Origin of the sequence: Xanthobacter aminoxidans, assembly GCF_043193615.1 — a bacterium.
GTDB classification, from domain to species: domain Bacteria; phylum Pseudomonadota; class Alphaproteobacteria; order Rhizobiales; family Xanthobacteraceae; genus Xanthobacter; species Xanthobacter aminoxidans.
The window spans coordinates 162,900-179,841 of record NZ_JBAFUS010000001.1; the positions used below are offsets into that span (position 1 = coordinate 162,900).

Consider the following 16,942-nt stretch of genomic DNA (forward strand, 5'->3'; position numbering starts at 1 on the left):
CCTCCCGAGATGGCCCGGATCATAGGGCGGGCCGGGTCGGCTGCAAGCGGCGTCAGCGGCCTCCCGAGATCTTGAGCACCGCGCCCGTGGTATAGCTCGCGGCCTCCGACAGCAGGAACAGCACCGCCTCGGCCACCTCCTCGGCCGTGCCGGGCCGGCCGATGGGGATGGAGGGCGCGAGTCGCTCCAGCCGCCCGACGACGCCGCTCGTGTCGTGGATGTCGGTAGCGATGAGGCCCGGGGCGATCGCATTCACCCGGATGCCCTCGCGCGCCACCTCGCGTCCGAGACCCAGGGTGAAGCTGTCGATGGCCCCCTTGCTGGCGGCGTACCAGACATATTCCCCCGCCGAGCCCAGCGTCGCCGCCATGGAGGAGATGTTGACGATGGCGCCGCCCTTGCCGCCCCGCGCGGTGGACATGCGGCGCACGGCCTGCTGCGCCACGAGGATCGCGCCGGTGACGTTGAGATCGATGACGCGGGCCATCTCGGCCGGGTCGGCATCGGCGAAGGGACCGGCGCGGCCGGTGATGCCGGCGTTGTTCACGAGGTCGGTGACGGCACCGAGATTGGCGTCCACCTCCTCATAGAGACGCGTGATGTCCTTCGGCCGGGCCATGTCGCCCTTGACGACCAGCACCTGCGCCCCGAGCGCCCGCGCCTCGGCGGCCACATCGTCCGCCGCCGCCGCGTCACGGGTGTAGTTGATGGCGATGCGCCCGTAGCCGGCTTCCGCCGCACGCCGCACGCAGGCCGCACCGATGCCCCGGCTGCCGCCCGTGACCAGCAGAACCTTGTCCGCGTTCATTGCTCGCCTCCCCTGTGCAGCACGATCCGCCTCTTGCGCCTGCCGGCGGCGGCGACGTTCAGCACCTCCACCATCACCGAGAAGGCCATGGCCGCATAGATGTAGCCCTTGGAGATGTGGGCGCCGAAGCCGTCGGCCACCAGCGTCACGCCGATCAGCACGAGGAAGGCGAGCGCCAGCATCTTCGTGGTGGGGTGGGTGGCGATGAAGGCGGAGAGCGGCCCGGAGGCCACGAACATGATGCCGACCGCGATGATGACGGCCAGCACCATGATGGCGAGATGCTCCGCCATGCCGATGGCGGTGAGGATGGAATCCACCGAGAAGACGAGATCGAGCAGGATCACCTGCACGACGATCCCGGCGAACGCCCGCTTGGCCGCTCCGGCGATGGCCTCCTCGCTCGGTTCGTCCTCGCCTTCGAGGGCGCCGTGCATCTCGGACGTCGCCTTGGCGATCAGGAAGGCGCCGCCGCCGATGAGGATGATGTCGCGCCAGGAAAATTCGTGGCCGAATGCCGTGAAAAGCGACTGCCTGAGCCCGATCAGCCAGGAGAGGGCGAACAGCAGCCCGATGCGCAGCAGCAGCGCCGCGGAAAGACCGATCTGCCGCGCCCGCAGCGCCTCTGCCGGCGGAAGGCGCTGCACCACCAGCGAGATGAACACGACATTGTCGATGCCGAGCACGATCTCCATCGCCGTCAGCGTTACCAGCGCCGCCCAGGCTTCCGGCGACGTGATCCAGTCCAACATCGGCGCACTCCCCTGCCCCAGATTCGCGAAGGCTGATCGCAACGCGGCGGGACCGCAAGTGCACCTGCACTGGTCCGGGGCTTCCACCCGCACGTATCCGCGGCATCTCCGCAGCTTTCGCCGCGGCAGACTCGGCTCTAGTGTCCCGTGATCCGACCATGAGGAGGCAGCGATGGAACACGACGTGATGCACGAGGTGGTCGTCGTCGGCGCGGGTCCCGCCGGGCTTGCCACCGCCATCGGCCTCGCCGCGCGTGGCGTCTCGACCGCGCTCGTCACCGGCCCCGATCGCGGCGCGGATCACCGCACCACGGCACTGCTGGAAGGCTCGGTGCGCATTCTGGAGGAGTTCGGCGTGTGGTCGCAGATCGCGCCCCGTGCCGCGCCGCTGCGCGACATGCGCATCGCGGATGCCACGCGCCGGCTGGTGCGCGCCCCGGAAGTGACCTTCCGCTCGGCCGAGATCGGCCTCGACGCCTTCGGCTACAACATCGAGAACGACGCCCTGCGCAACGGCCTCCTCGCCGCGGCGATGGAGATGCCGAACCTCCACATCGCCCGCACCTCCGTGGAGCGCATCGACTTTAGCCCCGACGCCGTGACACTGAACCTTGCGGATGGCACCCGCCTTTCCGCGCGCCTCGTCGCCGGAGCAGACGGGCGGCAATCCACGGTACGTGCCGCCGCCGGCATCAAGATGCGCAATCGCGCCTATCCGCAGGTGGCCTTCACCGCCACCGTGCAGCACACGCGGCCCCACGAGGACACCTCCACGGAATTCCACACCGAGAGCGGCCCCTTCACCCTGGTGCCGCTGACGGGCGACCGCTCCTCCATCGTCTGCGTGGTCACCGAGCGTGAGGCCATCCGCCTGCTCGGCCTCAGCGATGAAGCCCTGGCACGGGAGCTCGAGGCGCGCGCTTCCTCCGTGCTCGGCCGGTTCGAGATGGAAGGCGGCCGCGGCGCCTTCCCGCTGGCGGCGGAGACGGCGGAAAGCCTGGTCGGCGACCGCATCGCGCTCTTGAGCGAAGCCGCCCACATCATGCCGCCCATCGGCGCGCAGGGGCTCAATCTCGGCCTCAGGGATGCGGCGGCACTGGTCGCTCTCGCGGCGGACGCGGTGGCGACGGGGCGCGATCCCGGCAGCCGCGAGGTGCTCGCCCGCTATGCGGACAAGCGCCAGCGCGACATCAGCGGCCGCATGACGGCCGTCGATCTCCTCAACCGTTCGCTGCTGTCCGATCTCGTGCCGGTGCAGAGCGTGCGCGGCTTCGGCCTGTACCTGCTCGATCGCGTCGGCCCGCTGCGGCGGAGGCTGATGCGCCTCGGCATCGGCGACAAGGCTGCGTAAGGCTGGCCGCGTAAAGCTGGCTGCGTGAGGCTCAGAACAGGCTGAGCGGGATGAGGTGCTCGCGCAGCAGATAGAGCATCAGCGTCACCGTCACGACCGACGACAGGGTGCCAAGGAGAACGGCGGTCGACGCCTCCTCCACGAACACATGGTATTGCCGCGCCAGCACGAACACGTTCAGCGCCGGCGGCAGCGCGGCCATGAGCAGCAGCGTCTGCTCCCACACCGGTGAGAACGGCCCGAACACCGAGAGCGAGACCAGCGCCACGAACGGGTGGACGAACAGCTTCAGGCTCAGGAGCGGCGCGAGTTCCACCGGCACCCGCTTCAGCGGCCGCAGCGCCACGGTCACGCCAAGAGTGAACAGGGCGCAGGGGGCGGCCGCGTTCTTCAGATAGTCCAGCATCCGCGAGAGGGCGTCCGGCTCCTTGAACTCGAACGCCGCCGCCAGCACGCCCAGCAGGGTGGCGATGTTGAAGGGGTGGGTCAGCACCCTTTTGGCGATGAGCACGAAGGTGTGGCCGAGGCTCTCCCCCCGCCCCCGCGTCGCCATCAGCAGCGGCACGACGGTGAAGAAGAACATGCTGTCGGTGGCGAAGATAAGCGCTGCGGGGCTGGCGGCGGCCTGCCCGAAGGCGGCGAGCGTCAGGCCCGGCCCCATGTAGCCCACATTCGCGTAGGCGCCGGCCGTGAGCGCGATGGCCGCCTCGCCGATATTCCCCTTGCGAAACCACAGGCCGACGCCCAGCGCCAGCAGGGACATGGTGGCGGTGGAGGCCAGCACGGCGAGGATGAAGGCCGGATTCGCCAGCTCGTGGAACGGCGTCTGCGCCACGATGCGATAGAACAGCGCCGGCAGCGCCACATAGATGATGAAGAAGGAGAGCCAGGCGAGCCCCGCCTCCGGCAGCTTCACCCTGCGGCCACAGAAATAGCCGAGGAGAATCAGGCCGAAGAACGGAAAGGCGAGGCCGAAGAGGTCGCTCATGATCGCCGGAGGCTGGCCGGAAGGCGGAGAAAGGAGGCAGCGGGTACCCCCTTCCTACAAATCCCTGCGAAGGATGGAAAGCGCGGGCGCGCCGATCAGCGCGGCGGCGTCGCTGCCTTGCCCATCAGATGCCGCACCGCATAAAGCTCCGGATAGAGCCGGTTGCGGAACTGGCTCGCCGCCGGCTCCACCGTCGCAAGCAGGCGATCGATGGCACCCGAGCGGGGCGTGTCGGCCCAGGCGCGGCGGGCGATGGGGCGGTCGTCGAGCCAGAAGGGGCTCCAGTCGAGCGTGGTCTCGATGAGTTCGCGGGCGAAGTCCGGCCCTTCGTCGAGGGAGCCCTGCATCACCACGTCGATATAGGACTGGAGCAGCGGGAAGTTCACGTCCGGCCGCTGGAGGTCATCGGGCCCCTTGCCGGCGGATTCCTTGGGCACATAGACCCAGATCTTGCCGACGCGCGGCAGGCCTTCCCAGTCGATGGCCTCCACATGGGCCTGGTCCAGCTCCACCCGGTCATAGCCGCCCTCGCGGGCGTCGAAGGACGCAAGCTCGGCTTCGTCCTTCACCGGGAAGATGACGCCGTTGATGCTGCCCGGCTCCTCGCCCGGCATCCGCGGACGGATGCCGAGGGCGGTGAACCCCGCCGTGCCTTCCCGCGGGGTGAAGCGCGATGCCCACGAGCGCACATAGCCGAAGCTGCCGGCGATTCGGGCGGCGATGGCCGGCACGGGGCGGCCGGACGTCGCGGTCCGGGACGGTCCGCTGATGAGGGAGCCGTAACCGAACAGGAACTCGCGCGGGGCATTGGCGAGGCGCTGGCCCCAGAAGTCCTTTGCCGTCGCCGGCAGGGTGGAAGAAGCCGCCAGCCCGGCGAGACCGCCGAGCACACCGCGCCGCGTAATTGTCATGCCTCGATTCCCCCTGCCCGACGGGCGCCAGCCCGGTCGCCCTGAAGTCGTGTTGCGCAGGCCGGCCACCTATGCTGCATTGCAATCAACAGGTTCTGCGGGGGGTTATATGCCCCCTTGCCTGCATCCACACGGGGGGACTCATGAAGCTGCCGCGCCAATTCTTCAAGCCGCTCGCCATCGGCGCGCCCGCACCATATCGCGAGCTGCCGGTGCGGCTGGAGCGCATGATCCATTTCGTGCCGCCGCACCTGGAGAAGATGCGCGCCAAGGTGCCGGATATTGCCAAGCAGGTGGACGTGGTTCTCGGCAATCTGGAGGACGCGATTCCCTCCGATGCCAAGGAAGCCGCTCGCAAGGGCTTCATCGAGATGGCCAAGGCCACCGATTTTGGCTCCACTGGCCTGTGGACCCGCATCAACTGCCTCAACAGCCCGTGGGTGCTGGACGACATCATCGAGATCGTCAGCGAGATCGGCAACAAGCTGGACGTCATCATGCTGCCCAAGGTCGAGGGCGCGTGGGACATCCACTACCTCGACCAGCTCCTCGCCCAGCTCGAGGCACGCCATTCCATCCACAAGCCCATCCTCATCCACGCCATTCTTGAGACCGCCGAGGGCGTGAAGAATGTGGAGGAGATCGCCGCCGCCTCCCCGCGCATGCACGGCATGAGCCTCGGCCCGGCCGACCTTGCCGCCTCGCGCGCCATGAAGACCACCCGCGTCGGCGGCGGCCACCCGGACTACAAGGTGCTGGCCGACCCGGACGGCGACAAGCCGCGCATCGGCTACCAGCAGGACCTTTGGCATTACACCGTCGGCAAGATGGTGGACGCCTGCGCCGCCAACGGCATCAAGCCCTTCTACGGCCCGTTCGGCGACTTCGCGGACCTCGCCGCGTGCGAGAGCCAGTTCCGCAATGCCTTCCTCCAGGGCTGCGTCGGCGCCTGGTCGCTGCACCCCACGCAGATCGAGATCGCCAAGCGCGTCTTCTCGCCGGATCCGGGCGAGGTGGCGTTCGCGCTCAAGATTCTCGAAGCCATGCCGGACGGCGCGGGCGCGGTGATGATCGACGGCAAGATGCAGGACGACGCCACCTGGAAGCAGGCCAAGGTGATCGTCGACCTTGCCCGCATTGTCGCAGCCAAGGACCCGGAAATGGGCAAAGCCTACGGATTGTGAGAGAATTGATTAACCAACGGCCGCGGCGAAGGTCGCCGCGGCTCTTCCACCCGGTGTCGGGCGGAGCGGAAAAAGTCAGGAAGAGGCGGGATATGGCCAGCCAGGACAAAGCGCGCGCAAAGCCCGCAATCGTTGCTCCCATTGGCGACGGCATCCCCGAAGACCCCACGCATTACGCTGCGTCAGAACTCGGTGCCGGCATGCGGCAGGCGAAATTCCGCATCGGCGAGGTGGTGCGCCACAAGCACTTCCCCTTCCGGGGCGTGGTGTTTGATGTGGACCCGGTGTTCGACAATACCGAGGAGTGGTGGCTCTCCATTCCCGAGGACATCCGCCCCCACAAGGACCAGCCGTTCTACCATCTGCTCGCCGAGAACGCGGACAGCGAATACGTCGCCTATGTCTCCGAGCAGAATCTGGAGCGCGACCCCTCCGAGGAGCCGGTGCGCCACCCCAAGGTCACCGAGGCGCTTTCCGAGGACGGAGCTGGCGGCTGGCGGGTGCGGCCCGATCTGGTGAACTGACAAGCAGTTCACGCAGCGCTTGAGCCAATAAAAAACCCCCGGCCACAAGCCGGGGGTTTTTCTTTTGGAGAGAAAGAGACGGCAGCTGCCGCCAGCTCACTTCTTGGCCGGATCGGCCGCAGGCGCCGCCGGAGCGGGGGTCGCGGGAGCCGCGGGAGCGGCCGGGGCGGCGGTCTTCTCGATCTTCGCGTCAGCGCGCAGCTTCGTCACCATGTCGGCCTGCGCCTTGCGGACGAGATACTGCTCCACCTGGTCCTCGACCTGCTCATAGGACGGCACTGCCTTCTGGCGCTTGTCCTCGACCTTGATGACGTGCCAGCCGAACTGGGTCTTCACCGGATCGGAGACCTGACCCTTCTCCAGCTTGAACGCCGCCGCGGCGAATTCCGGCACCATCTGGTCCTTGGTGAAATAGCCGAGGTCGCCGCCGTCCTCGGCGCTGTCCTTGGAATTTTCCTTGGCGAGCTTGGCGAAGTCCTCGCCGGCCTTGGCCCGCTTGGCGATGTCCTTGGCCTTGGCCTCGTCGTCCACCAGGATGTGGCGGGCGTGGACTTCCATGTCAGCGGGCGCCGACTTCACCAGCTCGTCGTAGGTCTTACGCTTGAGCTCGGCGGAAACGGCCTTCTTGGCCTCCTGCATCATGAGCGCTTCCATCAGCGCCTTCATGCGGGCGTAGGCGAGGCGATTCTGGAACTCGGGGGTCTGGTCGACCTTCTGCGCCTCGGCGGCCTTGGCGATGAGGGTCATGTCGGTCAGGAACGACAGGACGTATTCATCGCGGGCCGGGCCGCGCACCTCGGGCGGCAGGCCGGAGCCGATGTCCTCGATGGCGATGTTCAGCTCGCTCTGGCGGATGGGCGTACCGTTGACGGTGACGAGGACCGGATCGGCGGCGGGCGCCGCCGCAGGAGCCGCTGCGGGTGCAGCCGCGGGTGCCGGGGCCCCCTGCGCCAACGCCGCCCCAACGGAAGCCGCGGAAACCGAGGCCGCGAGCAGGGCGGCGAAGAGGGAAAGCTGAGCGGAACGCTTCATGGGGCCGTTTTCCTCGGATATGTGTCGTCGGATGCGCCGATGCGCGCGCAACCTTGCTCACGTGTCCTCCTCTGACAAGAGGGCATTGTTGCGGCATACCCGCGACCGGAAAACGCACGGCGGGGCTTTCGTTCCCGCGCGCGAGCCTGTATAAGGCGCGCCTTCAATCGGGAATGCTGGCCCACGGGCGAGCCCCGCGCACTGCCCTCACGCAGTTCGCAACCGGGCTCGAGACGAACGCGTACAGGCTTCGTCATCTGTCTTCGGGCTCGGCGCGCACCGATCACAAGTTCGAAAAGCCGCAAGGGCGCCAGCCGGCGCGCTCGCATGTTGCGCCAGTTGGCAGTTCAGTTGGCTCGTTACGCCGTTCAGGAGTTTGGACAATGGCTGTCCCGAAGAGAAAGACCTCGCCGTCCCGTCGCGGCATGCGCCGTTCGGCCGACGCGCTGAAGCAGCCCACCTATGTGGAAGACAAGGATTCGGGCGAGCTGCGCCGTCCGCACCACGTCGACCTGAAGACCGGCATGTATCGCGGCCGGCAGATCCTGAAGCCCAAGGCCGAGGCCTGAGCTTCACGTCGCGGTGGCCCTCACGGCCGCCCGCTGCAGCGCCGGCGCACGCCGCCGGCGCGCCTACCCTCTTCAGGGGTGATTCCCGCCGCCGCAACCGCTGAGCGATTCGCTCTTCCCTCCGGGCGGGCCGATTGAATCCCATCATCATTCATTAACGCTGACCGGCGCGCGACATCGCGCCCGTGCCGTTGTGTTCGCGATGCGGCCGCCCCGTCGCGGCCCTGCCCGGCGCTTGATTCTCCCGGCATCCGCCCGAGGCGGACGGCCGGCAGGCGCAATCCCCCGACGCCTCCGCATTCGTGACATTCGGCGCCCGATGTGTCATCGCATCGGCGGAGCCGGGACGGCGTCATGGGCGAAGGCCCTGGGCATTTTCCCGGCTGAGCGGCCCCGAGGAGCACCAATGCTGACGCCCGTCCCGTTGCTGATCGTCCCCCTCGCCCTCTACAACATCATGGTCTTTCTGATGCCCGGCACGGAATGGACCACCGTGCTCACCACGGTCGAGATGATGTCGGGCGCCCACTGGACGATCACCCTCGCGGAAGGGTTCATCGCCCTGAGCCTGTTCTTCCTGTTCTTCGAGATTCTGAAGTCGACGCGCATCAGCTCGCGCTCGATCATAGATCACATGCTGTCGATGCTGGTGTTCGCCGCAGGCCTGGCCGAGTTCCTGCTGGTGCGCCCGGCCGGCAACTCGGTATTCGCGATCCTGCTGTGCATCATGCTGCTGGATGTGGTGGCCGGCTTCTCGGTCTCGATCCGCGTCGCCCAGCGCGATTTCACGGTCGACCCGCGCGGGCAGCAGTAAAAAGCCCGGCACCGCGGCCGGACTTGAACCGGCCCTCGCGAATCCTTCGGTCCAAACCGCCGGCCCCCGCAATGGGTGGCCGGCGTCGGTTTCTCAGCTCCCGCTGCCTTCCTTCGGGCTGCGGATCTCGCTCGGCGCATCGTTCTTGGCGACGAGCTTGGGCTCGGGCTTCGGAACGAGCTGTTCCAGCTTCGCCTGCATGTCGGCCATCTGGCGCTTCAGAGCGTCAAGCTCGTCCAGCCGCTCGGGCTGCGGCGCAGGCTGCGCAGGTGCAGCAGCCGGAGTGGTCGCGGTCCCGGCCGGCTCATCCCCCTTGGGGAAAGGCAGGAACATGTGGAAGGCGCGCTCGAACACTTCCATGTTGCGACGCACCGTCTCGTCCAGACCGGCGAACGGCGCGCCCGGCACCGGAAAGGGCGTCCCCGCGAGCGTCTGGGACAGGTGATCGCGGAACTTGCCCTGATCCTTGGTGAAGCTGTCGATGGACGCTTCCAGGTACCGCGGAACCAGCATCTGCATGCTGTCGCCGTAGAAACGGATGATCTGGCGCAGAAAAGCGATGGGCAGAAGGTTCTGCCCCTTGTTTTCCTGCTCGAAGATAATCTGCGTCAGTACCGAATGGGTGATGTCCTCGCCGTTCTTGGCGTCGTACACCACGAAATCCTCGCCTTCCTTCACCATGTTGGCGAGGTCTTCGAGCGTCACATAGGTGCTCGTCCCCGTGTTGTAGAGACGGCGGTTCGCGTATTTCTTGATGGTGACTGGCTCTTGCGTTTTTGCCATCGTCCGGTCATCCGTTTCCTTGGGCGGAACGGCAGGTTAAGGCGTTTCCAAGTGCAGAGCTACCACTTTGTGTGCGCTGCCCATCCCTCCTTTCGCAGCGCAGACTCCGACCTTTGCCGAAGCGCGCCGGGCCTGCGGCCGACCAAGGTTGAATAGCTGCTTTTGACCGGCCCCCTTGCCATGCGATGGGTCATTGACACATGGTCCGGCCCGGACACGATAGAGGTCAAGCCTTCCCACTCGCCATTCGGCAAAGAGGCGCGGAGCCACCCGCCCGATCTTCCCAGGAGAGACTTCCATGAAGGACGAGGTCGTCATCGTCGCCGCCGCGCGTACCCCTGTCGGGTCGTTCAACGGCGCGCTCGGCACGCTGCCCGCGCATGAGCTCGGTGCCATCGCCATCAAGGCCGCCCTCGAGCGCGCCGGCGTGGCGCCGGCCGCCGTGAGCGAGGTGATTCTGGGCCAGGTGCTCACCGCCGCCCAGGGCCAGAACCCCGCCCGCCAGGCCTCGATCAAGGCCGGCGTGCCCATCGAGGCGCCCGCCTATGAGGTGCAGATGGTGTGCGGCTCGGGCCTGCGCTCCGTCGCGCTCGGCGCCCAGGCCATCGCCAACGGCGACAGCGAGGTCGTGGTGGCCGGCGGCCAGGAATCCATGAGCCAGTCCACCCACGCCGCGCACCTGCGCAACGGCGTGCGCATGGGCAATGCCGACTTCGCCGACACCATGATCAAGGATGGCCTGTGGGATGCCTTCAACGGCTACCACATGGGCGTGACCGCCGAGAACGTGGCCAAGGAATTCCAGATCACCCGCGCCGAGCAGGACGAGTTCGCCGTCGCCTCCCAGAACAAGGCCGAGGCGGCCCAGAAGGGCGGCAAGTTCAAGGACGAGATCGTCCCCGTCACCATCTCCAGCCGCAAGGGCGACGTGGTGGTGGATCAGGACGAGTACATCCGCCACGGCGCCACCATCGACGCGATGACCAAGCTGAAGCCCGCCTTCGCCAAGGACGGCACCGTGACCGCCGGCAACGCCTCCGGCATCAATGACGGCGCCGCCGCCGTGGTGCTCATGAGCGCCGCCCGCGCCAAGGCCGAGGGCAAGACTCCCCTCGCCCGCATCGTCTCCTGGGCGCAGGCTGGCGTCGATCCGTCCGTCATGGGCACGGGCCCGATCCCGGCCTCCAAGCTGGCGCTGGAGAAGGCCGGCTGGTCCAAGGACGATCTCGACCTCATCGAGGCCAACGAGGCGTTCGCCGCCCAGGCCATCGCCGTCAACAAGGGCCTCGGCTGGGATACCTCCAAGGTCAACGTGAACGGCGGCGCCATCGCCATCGGCCATCCGATCGGCGCCTCGGGCACCCGCATCCTCGTGACCCTGCTGCACGAGATGCAGAAGCGCGATGCCAAGAAGGGCCTCGCCACCCTCTGCATTGGCGGCGGCATGGGCATCGCCATGTGTCTCGCACGCGACTGAGCGCGTCGTTTCAGGCAACCGGACGGGAGGCCACGCCCCAGGCCCCACCGTCCGGAACAGGGCCGCGACCTTCGATCGCGGCCCTCCGTTTCCGAACGGATATACCGACTTGCTACACACCGCCCGAGCGTGGCTCGACCCGCTTGGGCTGGGTGGGGGAGTCTCCAGGTCGAGCCAATAGAGTGAAGTGAAGGAGGGAAACCATGGGACGCGTCGCATTGGTCACGGGCGGCACGCGCGGTATCGGCGAGGCAATCTCGGTGGCGCTGAAGGCTGCCGGAAAGACCGTCGTCGCCAATTTCGCGGGCAATGAAGAGGCCGCCAAGGCCTTCACCGAAAAGACCGGCATTCCCGCTTACAAGTGGGACGTGTCCGATTTCGAGGCCTGCAAGGCGGGGATCGCCAAGGTGGAGGCCGAGGTCGGTCCCATCGAGGTCCTCGTCAACAACGCGGGCATCACCCGCGACGGCCAGTTCCACAAGATGTCGCTTGAGCAGTGGAACGCGGTGATCAACACCAACCTCAACTCCGCCTTCAACATGACGCGCAACGTCATCGAGGGCATGCGTGACCGCAAGTTCGGCCGCATCGTCTGCATCTCGTCGATCAACGGCCAGAAGGGCCAGTTCGGCCAGACCAATTATTCGGCCGCCAAGGCCGGCGAGATCGGCTTCGTGAAGGCCCTCGCGCAGGAAACCGCGAAGCTCGGAATCACGGTGAACGCCATCGCCCCCGGCTACATCGCCACCGAGATGGTGCGCGCGGTGCCGGCCGAGGCGCTGGCCAAGATCGTGGCGACCATCCCCGTCGGCCGCCTCGGCGAGCCGGAGGACATCGCCCGTGCGGTGGTCTTCCTCACCGCCGATGACGCCGGCTTCATCACCGGCTCGACCATGACCGTCAACGGCGCGCAGTACATCTGCTGATCGCGCCATCCGGTGACACAAGACGGTCCGTGTCCCCTCGGACGCGGGCCGTTTGCGTTTCAGACCACCAGCGTCTGGAGCAGCGCCCGCACCGGCGCAGGGATCGGCACCGGCCGCTGGGTCGCCCGCTCCACATAGACATGGACGAAATGCCCCTGCGCCGCCGCGCTCGGGTCATCGCCCTGGAACAGGGCGATCTGGTAGCGCACCGAGGACGAGCCAAGCTTCGTCACCCGCATGGCAGCCTTGACCGGGGCCGGATAGGTGAGGCTGCGGAAATAGATGCAGCGCGTCTCCACCACGAGGCCGATGACCGGGCTCGACTGCGGGTCCAGCAGTCCGGCCGAAACGAGATGCTCGTTCACCACCGTGTCGAAGTAGGAATAATAGACCACGTTGTTCACGTGTCCGTAGACGTCCACGTCCATCCATCGGGTCGTGATGGGCAGAATGTGTTTGAAGCCGTCGATCGTCACCGGCTCCTCGCGCACCGCTGTGCCCCCTGCCCCACTCATTCCAGCCTCCCCATCGCGTCTCCCGCCATTTAGAGGGAGCGGACGAGCAAGGCCAAGCGACGAGAAGCCACGCGGGGCCGGAGCTTCAGCCGGGCTCGTCGCCGGGCCGCAGCGGCTGCTCCGGCACCTTGAGGGCGTCGGCGAGGCGCATGCGCGCGGTGCCGGGGCGCAGCGGCTTCTGCTGGCTCTCGTGCGGCGCCCAGCCGGAGAGGAACACGATCTCGAACGTCGCGCGGACCTTGCCGTCGGGGTCCGCGAAGCGCTCGGCATAGACTTCCGCCGCGCGCAGCAGCGTCGCCCGGCGCAGCGGCACGCGGCGGCGTTCGTTGAGCGCATTGGCCCCCCCCATCCGCCTCAGGTCCGCGAACAGGGTGAAGGGCGAGGAATAGCGCACCACCAAACGATCCACGTCCGTCACCGGCAGGGCGAACCCCGCCCGTTGCAGCAGGGCGCCAAGATCGCGCACGTCGGCAAACGGCGCGACGCGGGGCGAGAGGCCGCCCGTGGTCTCGCTCTCGGCAATGGCAAAGGCCTGCCGCAGTTCGGTGAGGCTGCTGCCGCCCAACAGCGCGGCCATGAACAGCCCATCCGGCTTGAGCGCCCGCCGCACCTGCGCCAGCACACCGGGCAGATCGTTCACCGACTGGAGCGCCAGCGCCGAGACCACAAGATCGAGGCTGCCGGCAGCGAACGGCAGAGCCTCCTCATCCGCCACCACGGCGGGCGGGGCGAGATCACCGGCCAGCGGCGCGGCGCGGATCAGACGCTCCACGGCCGGGTGCCCGGATAGGGCGGTGGCGAGCGCCGCGGTCGGCGTGCCGAGGTCCACGGCGCTCGCGAAGGTCCGCTTCACGGCCGAAAGCCGATCCGCCACATCCTCTGCCGCGCGTTCCAGCAGGAAGGTCTCCGGCCCCTGCCCGGCGGCACGGGCGAGGCGCCGGCGCAACAGCGGGCGATCGAAGACGAGATGGGGCGCGGTGTCGGCGGGGGCGGTCATGGCCCGCATATAGGCGCTCGGGCCGGCGGATGCACGCGCCCGGCGTTTCTGCCCGCCCCGGGAAAGCAGCCTTTCCCGCCGCGCTTATTGATCGGCGCCCGGCGAGCCGCTACAGGCCACGGACCTTATAAGACTTTCGCACAAGCGGACGGGAGAGCGCCCCATGGAAAAGGCAACCGGCACGACGGCAACCGGCACGGCCACGGCCTCCGACAGGGAGATCCTGCTCGCGCTCTTTGAAACCGCCCTCGCCGCCGCTCTGCCGGAAGGCAAGTTCAAGGACCGCCTCCCCGCCCCGCCCGACGCTGCGAAAGGCGGCCGCACCATCGTCATCGGCGCCGGCAAGGCCTCCGCCCGCATGGCCCGCGCCTTCGAGGAGGAATGGGGCCGCCCCTGCGAGGGCCTCATCGTCACCCGCTACGGTCATGGCTGCGAAACGAAGCATATCGAGATCGTCGAGGCCGCCCATCCCGTGCCCGACCAGGCCGGGCTCGACGCCGCCCGCCGCATCCTGGAGCTGGCGCGCAGCGCCGGGCCGGATGACCTCGTGGTGTGCCTCATGTCCGGCGGCGCCTCCTCTCTGCTCACCCTGCCGGCGGAGGGACTGACGCTCGCCGACAAGCAGGCGCTCAATTCCGCGCTCCTCAAGTCCGGCGCGCCCATCGGCGTGATGAACCGGGTGCGCAAGTCCATGTCCGCCATCAAGGGCGGCCGCCTTGCCGCCGCCATCGCGCCGGCACGGGCCGTCACCTACCTCATCTCCGACGTGCCGGGCGATGATCCCGCCGCCATCGGCTCCGGTCCGACCATTCCCGAGGCATCCGACCCCGAGACGGTGCTCGGCCTGATGCGCACCTGGGGCATCGAGATCACCGACAAGCTGGAACAGGTCATCCGCGCCAACACGGTTTCGGGCGACGCCATCCCCGGCCAGGAGGTGCACATGATCGCGACTCCGCTCATGGCGCTGAAGGCGGCCGAGGAAAAGGCGAAGGCGCTCGGCCTCACCCCGCTCATCCTCGGCGACGCCATCGAGGGCGAGGCACGGGAGGCCGGCAACGTCTTCGCCGGCATCGCCCGCTCCGCCTCCGAACATGGCCTGCCGGCGGCCGCGCCCTGCGTGCTGCTCTCGGGCGGCGAGACCACGGTGACAGTGCGGGGCAAGGGACGCGGCGGGCGCAGCGTGGAATTCCTCCTGGCCCTCGCCATCGCGCTCAAGGGCCGGGAGGGCGTCTCCGCCATTTCCTGCGACACGGACGGCGTGGACGGCACCGAGGACAATGCCGGCGCCTGGTTCGACGCGGCGCTGCTCGCCGATGCCGCGAGCCGTGGCCTGAAGCCCGACGATTACCTCGCCAACAATGACGGCTACAGCTTCTTCTCCGCCCTCGACCGGCTGGTGATGACCGGGCCGACGCTGACCAACGTCAACGACTTCCGGGCGATTCTGGTGCGCTGACACCGGCGGCACCGATTGCGGCGGGCGTGTGCGTGCACGCGCCTGTTGCAGCGCAGCAGAACTGCAGCGGGCGCATGGCTCATTTAAATTGAGCGATATCAAAATGCTGATCGGTCTGGCCACCAAATCGGCATGGCTTTGCCGTATTGGTCAACGTCAGCCCTATTGACCTTTGCTGCGCTGCACATAGTTTGAGGCACGAACAAACCGGGGGCGACCGGGAGGAAACCGGAGGTTTTAGACGCCAGTCTGGAGACCACTATGACCGATGAGGTCGCACCGGGGATTATCCGGAAGCTTTGGACCGGAGAGGCCGGACAGTTCCGGGACCATCTCCTCAGGCTCGACACGGAGAGCCGCCGGTTCAGGTTCGGCTCCGCAGTATCCCCTGAATTCATCGAACGCTATGCGTCGCGGGTGTTCCGCACCGGAGCCATCGTACATGGCTGCTTCGTCGACGGCGAGCTGCGTGCCGCCGCCGAGCTCTACCCCATGGGTGACGTGCTGCCTGGTGAGGCGGAAGCCGCCTTCAGCGTCGAGACCGCGTATCAGAACCACGGCCTCGGAACGCTGCTGCTCGACCGGGTGATCCTCTCCGCGCGCAATCGCGGCATCCGCTCGCTGTTCATGGGCTGCCTCGCCCATAATCGGCGCATGCAGCAGATCGCGCGCAAGTACGACGCCGAGCTGAAGTTCGAGCACGACGAGGTCACGGCCGAACTGGTCGCGCCCTTCCCCACCGCACTCTCTCTGGCACAGGAAGCGGCGGCGGATGCCCAGGGCATGGCGGGCGCTGTGCTCCAGGCCCAGCGCCTCGCGACCGGCCGCCTGCTCGACATGTTCCTTCCCGCGGCGCCTGAGCCCGTGCTGGAACCGCACTGACCTGACCCGTCTGCCCCGACGTGAGACCCGGCCCTTCGCAAGGAGGGCCGGCAAACAAAAACCCCCGGCGGTGCCGGGGGTTTTTCGTTTCAGCCAGACAGCGGCCGGGATGGTCCGGCCGGAAATCACTGGCCGGCGATCACTGGCCGGTGATCACTGGCCGGTCTTGGCCTTCTCGAGTTCCTGGCCCTTCTTGAGGAGGGCGGCCTTGCCCTGCTCTTCCTGCTGCTGGGCAGCGGCGCGGGCTTCTTCCATGCGCTTGCGCTCCAGCTCCATGGCGACCTTCGCGTCCATGCCGGGACCGTCATAGGCCTTGCCGAAGTCGGCGTTGGAGATGGGCAGGCTGAGGGTGCGGCCGGTGCCGTTCACCATCTGCAGGTAGACCGCATTGGCCTTGCGCAGCTTGGCGACGAAGGTGCCGTCGACCTCGAGATCGCCGATGCAGGTCGCGCCACCGCCCTGGATGGGCTGGCACAGCACGAACGGGATGTTGACCGGGTCCTTGTCGAGGGTGATGCGCAGGCCGGGCTGGAGGCGCATGCCGAGCGGCACGGAGATGTTGATGTGCTTCTTCGGCTCATCCTGCATCTCGATGATGTCGACCTTGGCGATCGCCTGGCTCTCAACACCGAGCACCTGGGTCAGCACGCAGACCTGCTTCTTCCGCTCGGGCACTTCCTGGCAGATCTTCTGCCACGGCGAGGCGGAGAACTTCACGTCGGGCTCGCCCTGCGGCGCCTGGCCCTGCTGGGGGGCACCGGCCGGAGCCGGGGCAGCGGCGGCGGGAGCGGCCGGCTTGGCGGCAGGCGCGGCGGGCTTGGCGGCGGGCGCAGCCGGCTTGGCCGTGGAGGGCTGGGTCTGGGCAAAGGCCGGACCGGCGAGCGCCACGGTGATCAGCGTGGCGGCGACGGACGCCGTGAGCCGCGCGGTGGAATGGGTCTTCGTCATCGTGGCCTTTCCTGTGGTCTCT

18 protein-coding genes are annotated in these 16,942 nt (G+C 67.8%); 9 read left to right on the forward strand and 9 right to left on the reverse strand.

The window, feature by feature from the left end:
* Positions 1-52: 52 nt before the first annotated feature.
* The gene (locus V5F74_RS00750; protein ID WP_029558367.1) at positions 53-808 is read right to left on the reverse strand and encodes an SDR family oxidoreductase; all 756 of its coding nucleotides are present in this window, start codon (positions 806-808) and stop codon (positions 53-55) included.
* The gene (locus tag V5F74_RS00755) at positions 805-1,560 is read right to left on the reverse strand and encodes a TerC family protein (protein ID WP_250165986.1); all 756 of its coding nucleotides are present in this window, start codon (positions 1,558-1,560) and stop codon (positions 805-807) included. The genes V5F74_RS00750 and V5F74_RS00755 overlap by 4 nt, the downstream gene beginning before the upstream one ends.
* 172 nt (positions 1,561-1,732) lie before the next feature.
* Between V5F74_RS00755 and V5F74_RS00760 the strand changes: the two genes are divergently transcribed.
* Positions 1,733-2,911, forward strand: a complete 1,179-nt coding sequence (locus V5F74_RS00760) for a UbiH/UbiF family hydroxylase (protein WP_394005694.1) — start codon at positions 1,733-1,735, stop codon at positions 2,909-2,911.
* Between the two features lie 31 nt (positions 2,912-2,942).
* Here the strand turns inward: V5F74_RS00760 and V5F74_RS00765 are convergent, their stop codons facing one another.
* On the reverse strand, positions 2,943-3,899 hold the full coding sequence (locus V5F74_RS00765; protein WP_024279210.1) for an AEC family transporter: 957 nt from the start codon (positions 3,897-3,899) through the stop codon (positions 2,943-2,945).
* Between the two features lie 95 nt (positions 3,900-3,994).
* Positions 3,995-4,810 (reverse strand): gamma-glutamylcyclotransferase family protein, encoded by an 816-nt coding sequence (locus V5F74_RS00770; RefSeq protein ID WP_394005697.1) that lies wholly within the window; start codon positions 4,808-4,810, stop codon positions 3,995-3,997.
* A gap of 143 nt (positions 4,811-4,953) precedes the next feature.
* Here V5F74_RS00770 and V5F74_RS00775 point away from each other — a divergent pair, with 143 nt between their 5' ends.
* Both V5F74_RS00775 and hspQ read left to right on the forward strand, forming a co-directional pair.
* Positions 4,954-5,994, forward strand: a complete 1,041-nt coding sequence (locus V5F74_RS00775; RefSeq protein WP_394005699.1) for an HpcH/HpaI aldolase/citrate lyase family protein — start codon at positions 4,954-4,956, stop codon at positions 5,992-5,994.
* A 200-nt stretch (positions 5,995-6,194) separates the two neighbouring features.
* Positions 6,195-6,518, forward strand: a complete 324-nt coding sequence (gene hspQ, locus V5F74_RS00780) for a heat shock protein HspQ (protein ID WP_024279213.1) — start codon at positions 6,195-6,197, stop codon at positions 6,516-6,518.
* Between the two features lie 96 nt (positions 6,519-6,614).
* Here the strand turns inward: hspQ and V5F74_RS00785 are convergent, their stop codons facing one another.
* Positions 6,615-7,550, reverse strand: a complete 936-nt coding sequence (locus tag V5F74_RS00785) for a peptidylprolyl isomerase (protein WP_394005701.1) — start codon at positions 7,548-7,550, stop codon at positions 6,615-6,617.
* A gap of 383 nt (positions 7,551-7,933) precedes the next feature.
* Between V5F74_RS00785 and rpmF the strand changes: the two genes are divergently transcribed.
* Complete coding sequence (gene rpmF / locus V5F74_RS00790; protein ID WP_024279215.1) at positions 7,934-8,119, forward strand: 50S ribosomal protein L32; 186 nt, start codon at positions 7,934-7,936, stop codon at positions 8,117-8,119.
* A gap of 406 nt (positions 8,120-8,525) precedes the next feature.
* Positions 8,526-8,933 carry a hypothetical protein gene (locus tag V5F74_RS00795; protein ID WP_024279216.1) on the forward strand — a complete coding sequence of 136 codons (408 nt, stop codon included), beginning with the start codon at positions 8,526-8,528 and terminating at the stop codon, positions 8,931-8,933.
* A gap of 93 nt (positions 8,934-9,026) precedes the next feature.
* Here the strand turns inward: V5F74_RS00795 and phaR are convergent, their stop codons facing one another.
* A complete protein-coding gene (phaR, locus tag V5F74_RS00800; RefSeq protein WP_394005703.1) occupies positions 9,027-9,716 on the reverse strand; it encodes a polyhydroxyalkanoate synthesis repressor PhaR in 690 nt (229 codons plus the stop codon).
* Between the two features lie 298 nt (positions 9,717-10,014).
* Here phaR and V5F74_RS00805 point away from each other — a divergent pair, with 298 nt between their 5' ends.
* Together V5F74_RS00805 and phbB are read left to right on the forward strand one after the other, a co-directional pair.
* A complete protein-coding gene (locus V5F74_RS00805; RefSeq protein ID WP_029558360.1) occupies positions 10,015-11,193 on the forward strand; it encodes an acetyl-CoA C-acetyltransferase in 1,179 nt (392 codons plus the stop codon).
* A 203-nt stretch (positions 11,194-11,396) separates the two neighbouring features.
* Positions 11,397-12,119: an acetoacetyl-CoA reductase gene (phbB, locus tag V5F74_RS00810; RefSeq protein ID WP_250165989.1), complete on the forward strand. Its 723-nt coding sequence runs from the start codon at positions 11,397-11,399 to the stop codon at positions 12,117-12,119.
* Positions 12,120-12,178: 59 nt separating this feature from the next.
* On the opposite strand, the gene V5F74_RS00815 is transcribed toward phbB, so the two are convergent.
* Together V5F74_RS00815 and V5F74_RS00820 are read right to left on the reverse strand one after the other, a co-directional pair.
* Positions 12,179-12,634, reverse strand: coding sequence for an acyl-CoA thioesterase (locus V5F74_RS00815; protein ID WP_394005706.1), 456 nt, complete (start codon positions 12,632-12,634; stop codon positions 12,179-12,181).
* Between the two features lie 85 nt (positions 12,635-12,719).
* The gene (locus tag V5F74_RS00820) at positions 12,720-13,631 is read right to left on the reverse strand and encodes a methyltransferase domain-containing protein (protein WP_394007442.1); all 912 of its coding nucleotides are present in this window, start codon (positions 13,629-13,631) and stop codon (positions 12,720-12,722) included.
* Positions 13,632-13,794: 163 nt separating this feature from the next.
* On the opposite strand from V5F74_RS00820, the gene V5F74_RS00825 reads away from it, so the two are divergent.
* A complete protein-coding gene (locus V5F74_RS00825; RefSeq protein WP_394005708.1) occupies positions 13,795-15,090 on the forward strand; it encodes a glycerate kinase type-2 family protein in 1,296 nt (431 codons plus the stop codon).
* 261 nt (positions 15,091-15,351) lie between these two features.
* Positions 15,352-15,972, forward strand: a complete 621-nt coding sequence (locus V5F74_RS00830; protein WP_394005710.1) for a GNAT family N-acetyltransferase — start codon at positions 15,352-15,354, stop codon at positions 15,970-15,972.
* A gap of 153 nt (positions 15,973-16,125) precedes the next feature.
* On the opposite strand, the gene V5F74_RS00835 is transcribed toward V5F74_RS00830, so the two are convergent.
* A complete protein-coding gene (locus tag V5F74_RS00835; protein ID WP_051679223.1) occupies positions 16,126-16,920 on the reverse strand; it encodes an invasion associated locus B family protein in 795 nt (264 codons plus the stop codon).
* Positions 16,921-16,942: the final 22 nt, after the last annotated feature.